The organism is Pseudomonas sp. 58 R 12 (assembly GCF_900005865.1).
Classification (GTDB): Bacteria; Pseudomonadota; Gammaproteobacteria; order Pseudomonadales; family Pseudomonadaceae; genus Aquipseudomonas; species Aquipseudomonas tritici.
Genome location: NZ_CVTP01000023.1, coordinates 1 through 4931 on the forward strand (window position 1 = coordinate 1; position 4931 = coordinate 4931).

A 4931-nucleotide genomic window follows, 5' to 3' on the forward strand; every position below is an offset into this window, starting at 1 on the left:
CTGTTCGACGCTGCCACCATTGAGCGCATGGCGCGGCATTGGCAGAACCTCTTGCAGGCGATGGTTGCCGATCAGCAACAGAACATTGGTCAGTTGAACCTGCTGGACCGTGACGAGCAACAGCACATTCTCCAACTGTGGGATCGCACCGACTCTGGCTTCCCGGCCACGCGCCTGGTCCATGAACTGTTCGCCGACCGCGCGGCTGAAAACCCCAATGCGGTGGCGGTGAAGTTCGATGCGCAAACCCTGAGCTATGGCCAGCTGGACAGCCAGGCCAACCGCCTCGCACATGCCTTGATCGCCCGAGGCGTCGGCCCCGAAGTGCGCGTGGCGATTGCCATGCCGCGCAGTGCCGAGAGCATGGTGGCGTTTCTTGCGGTGATGAAAGCCGGTGGTGTCTACGTGCCGCTGGATATCGAATACCCGCGTGATCGCCTGCTGTACATGATGCAAGACAGCCGTGCGCAATTGTTGCTGACGCACACCCGTGCCTTGCAGCAACTGCCGATCCCCGACGGCCTGGATAGCCTGGCGATTGATCGCACCGAAGACTGGAGCGATTACAGCGATACCGCACCGCACGTCGAATTGGACGGCGACAACCTGGCGTACGTCATCTACACCTCCGGCTCCACGGGCATGCCGAAGGGCGTGGCGGTCTCCCACGGCCCATTGGTGGCGCACATTATCGCGACCGGCGAGCGCTACGAAACCAGCCCGGCGGACTGCGAACTGCACTTCATGTCATTCGCTTTCGACGGCTCTCACGAAGGCTGGATGCACCCACTGATCAACGGTGCCAGCGTGCTGATCCGTGACGACAGCCTGTGGCTGCCCGAATACACCTACGAACAAATGCACCGCCATAACGTGACCATGGCCGTGTTCCCGCCGGTGTACCTGCAACAGCTGGCCGAACACGCTGAACGCGACGGCAACCCACCGGCTGTTCGTGTGTACTGCTTCGGCGGTGATGCCGTCGCCCAAGCCAGTTACGACCTGGCCTGGCGCGCACTCAAGCCAACCTACCTGTTCAATGGCTATGGCCCCACCGAAACCGTGGTCACGCCGTTGCTGTGGAAGGCCCGCAAAGGAGACCCATGCGGCGCCGTCTACGCGCCAATCGGCACACTATTGGGCAATCGCAGCGGCTATGTTCTGGACTCGCAACTCAACCTGCAACCCATTGGCGTGGCGGGCGAGTTGTACCTGGGCGGCGAGGGCGTAGCCCGGGGGTACCTGGAGCGTCCGGCACTTACCGCGGAACGTTTTGTGCCGGATCCATTCGGCAAACCTGGCAGTCGCGTGTATCGCAGCGGCGACTTGACCCGTGGCCGTCCGGATGGCGTGGTGGATTACCTTGGTCGCGTCGACCATCAGGTGAAAATTCGCGGTTTCCGTATCGAGCTGGGTGAAATCGAAGCGTGCCTGCGTGAACAGGACAGCGTCGGTGAAACCGTTGTAGTCGCCCAAGACGGCCCGACCGGTAAGCAACTGGTCGCCTATGTGGTTCCGGCAGACGCCACCCTGGCCGACCAGGCCGAGTTCCGCGACAGCCTGCGCCGCGCCCTGAAAACCCGCCTGCCGGACTACATGGTGCCAGCGCACTTCATGTTCCTGGCGCAGATGCCACTGACCCCCAATGGCAAGCTGGACCGCAAGGGCCTGCCGCCGCCGGAGGCGGCTCAATCCCAAGGGGTGTGGGTTGAACCGGTGACCGCGTTGCAGCAGCAAGTCGCCGCGATCTGGGCCGATGTGCTGGGGGTTGAACGTGTTGGCCTGGCGGATCACTTCTTCGAGCTGGGCGGGCATTCATTGCTGGCCATGCAGGTGATTTCGCGCCTGCGCCAGTTGCTGGAGCGGGAAGTCGCGCTGCGCACCCTGTTTGAACAGCCGCAGCTGGAAGGTTTTGTGCTGGCTTTGCAGGCCCTGGACGCAACGCCGCTGGCGCCGCCGATGCGCGCGCTGGCCCGTGACCGCGCGTTACCGCTGTCGTATGCCCAGGAGCGCCAGTGGTTCCTCTGGCAATTGGAGCCCGACAGCGCGGCCTATCATGTGCCCACTGCATTGCGCCTGAGCGGGCAGTTGGATCGCCCCGCGTTGCAACGCAGTTTCGACGCCTTGCTGGCGCGTCATGAAACCTTGCGCACGGTGTTTGTCAGCGAGGGCGAGCGCACCGTACAGCGTGTCCTGCCGGAGTCTGCGCTGTTGCTGGATTACGCCCGGCTTGAGGACACCTCACCCGAGCAGTTGCAGGCGCGGGTGGAAGCCGAGATCGCCAAACCCTTCGACCTGCGTCAAGGCCCGCTGCTGCGGGTCACGCTGTTGCAGCTGAGCGAGCTGGAGCATGTACTGGTAGTGGTCCAGCACCATATTGTGTCCGATGGTTGGTCGATGCAGGTGATGGTCGATGAGCTGGTGCAGCTGTATGCCGCGTTCAGCCAGGGCCAGTCGGCGTCACTGCCGCTGATGACGCTGCAATACGCCGATTACGCCGTGTGGCAGCGCGACTGGATGGAGGCCGGCGAGAAGCAGCGCCAGATGACGTACTGGCGCGACCTGCTCGGCGGCGAGCAACCAGTACTTGAGCTGCCGCTGGATCATCCACGCCCGGTTGTTCAGAGTTACCGTGGCGCGCGGCTGGATATCGGTCTTGAGGCCGACGTCGTCGCAGCCCTCAAAGCCCTGGCGCAGCGCGAAGGCGTGACCTTGTTCATGCTGTTGCTGGCCTCGTTCCAGACCTTGCTGCATCGCTACAGCGGCCAGTCGGATATCCGCGTGGGTGTGCCGATCGCCAACCGCAATCGTGTAGAAACCGAGCGTCTGATAGGCTTCTTCGTCAACACCCAGGTACTCAAGGCCGACATCGACGGGCAAATGACCTTTGCCCAACTGTTGCAGCAGGCCAAGCGCCGGGCCCTGGATGCCCAGGCCCATCAGGACTTGCCTTTCGAGCAGCTGGTGGAAGCGCTGCAACCTGAACGCAGCTTGAGCCTCAACCCACTGTTCCAAGTGATGTTCAACCATCAATCCGAGGCCCGCGTGCCGCGTGGCGAGCAGTTGCCCGGCTTGCGCGTGGAAGGGTTGGAATGGGACAGCCACACGGCGCATTTCGATCTGAGCCTGGACACCCAGGAGTCCGCTGAAGGCCTGTGGGCCTCGTTGAGCTATGCCACTGACCTGTTCGAAGCCGCGACAGTAGCGCGCTTGGCGCAGCATTGGCAGAACCTGTTGGCCGCCGTGGCCAGCGATGCGCGGCAGCCGATTGCTGCACTCGCGTTGCTTGACAGCGCTGAGCAGCAGCGCCTGTTGCACCAATGGAATGCTGGCGGCGCAGCGGCACCTGTTCAACAGGGCGTACATCGTTTGTTCGAAGCCCAGGTGCGGCAGCGCCCAGACGCGATTGCCCTGTGTCTGGGCGACCAGTCCATCAGCTACGCCGAACTGAATCGCCAGGCCAACCGCCTCGCGCATCACCTGATCGGCCAGGGCATTGGCCCGGAAGTGCTGGTGGGCGTGGCGGTCGAGCGTTCGTTCGACATGGTGGTCAGCCTATTGGCAGTGCTCAAGGCCGGCGGCGCCTATGTGCCGCTGGACCCGCAATACCCGCGTGAACGCCTGTTGCATATGCTTGAAGACAGCGGCGTGCGCCTGGTGCTGACCCAGTCTCATGTGGCGATGCCATTGCCCGAAGGCATGGCGACGGTCGATCTGGCGGATGCGCACCTGGCGTTGTGCCCTGAAAGCGATCCGCAGATAACGGTTTTTTCGCAGAACCTGGCCTATGTGATCTACACCTCCGGCTCCACCGGCAAACCCAAGGGCGTGGCGATCAACCATGCGGCGCTGACTGAGTTTTCCAGCATTGCTGCTGGCTATTCACGGTTGACCTCGGAAGACCGCGTTCTTCAATTCGCTACCCTGAACTTCGACGGTTTTGTTGAACAGCTGTACCCGGCGTTGACCCATGGCGCCACGGTTGTGCTGCGCGGTCCCGAGCTGTGGGACAGTGCGCGGCTGTACGAGGAAATCATCGCCCAGGGCATTACCCTGGCCGACTTGCCGACCGCCTACTGGAACCTGTTCCTGCTCGACTGCCTGGCCGCTGGCCCGCGTGCTTACGGTTCGCTTCGCCAGATCCACATCGGTGGCGAAGCCATGCCGCTGGACGGCCCGGCGCAGTGGCTCAAGGCCGGGCTTGGCCATGTGCGTTTGCTCAATACCTACGGCCCGACGGAGGCCACTGTTGTATCGAGCGTGCTGGACTGCACATCAGGCACCGAACTGATCGGCGCCACCGCCAGCCCGATTGGCCGTTCACTGCCAGGGCGGGCGTTGTATGTGCTGGATCGTGACTTGAACCTGGCGCCGCTGGGCGCCGTGGGCGAGTTGTACATCGGCAGCAGCTGCGGCTTGGCGCGTGCCTATCTGAACCGGGCGTTGCTGACGGCCGAGCGTTTTGTACCGGACCCGTTCGGCGAAACCGGTGAGCGCCTGTACCGCACGGGTGACTTGGCGCGCTACCGCGCTGACGGTGTAATCGAGTACGTCGGCCGGGTCGACCATCAGGTGAAAATCCGTGGTTTTCGTATCGAGCTGGGGGAAATCGAAGCGCTGTTGCTGGCCCAGGACGGCGTACGTGAAACCCTGGTGTTGGCTGCCGACAACCAGTTGGTGGCCTATCTGGTCAGCGAGCAAACCGACGCCGAAGCCCTGAAGTCGACTCTGCGTGAACAACTGCCGGACTACATGGTGCCGGCGCACCTGGTTTTCCTTGAACGCATGCCGCTGAACCCGAATGGCAAACTGGATCGCCAGGCGCTGCCAAAGCCCGATGCCAGCCAATCGCAGCAGCTGTGGGTCGAGCCCGTCACCGAACTGGAGCAACAGGTCGCCGCTGTCTGGGCCGATATCCTGGGCGCCGAGCG

Annotated in this window: 1 protein-coding gene; it reads left to right on the top strand. The window is 63.1% G+C overall.

The genetic code is table 11. The features are described from left to right. Positions 1-4931 (top strand): non-ribosomal peptide synthetase (locus BFP95_RS20865; protein ID WP_139115322.1); only part of this gene is annotated, 4931 nt, incomplete at both ends.